This is a genomic window from Phytohalomonas tamaricis, assembly GCF_003012345.1.
Taxonomy (GTDB): domain Bacteria; phylum Pseudomonadota; class Gammaproteobacteria; order Pseudomonadales; family Halomonadaceae; genus Phytohalomonas; species Phytohalomonas tamaricis.
Genome location: NZ_PVRV01000004.1, coordinates 1 through 255, shown reverse-complemented (window position 1 = coordinate 255; position 255 = coordinate 1). Strand labels below are relative to the sequence as shown.

General features: G+C 64.3%; 1 pseudogene. It reads left to right on the top strand.

Annotation, left to right across the window (positions count from 1 at the left end):
• Nucleotides 1-236: pseudogene (locus tag C3Z11_RS00020) on the top strand (TRAP transporter small permease); the annotation flags it as partial.
• Nucleotides 237-255: the final 19 nt, after the last annotated feature.

Sequence of the window (255 nt, the reverse complement as noted above, 5' to 3'; positions counted from 1 at the left end):
AGGCGCGTGTCGCTGGGGTCTACCTGCTGATCTTCGCCGCGACGGGCGTGGTGATTGCGCTGGGCATCGTCGACGAGGCCCATTCGGCGGCCGAGTTCGGTGAGGTCACCCAGGACCTCGCCCTGCCTAAGGCCCCGCTCTATTACGTGGCGGTGGCGCTGTTTATTCTTTTTGCCTTGCGCAGCGCCATCCACGGCCTGCAGGGCCTGATTCAGGGAGTGTCCCATGACGCCTGAAATGATCGGCTTCGTCGGC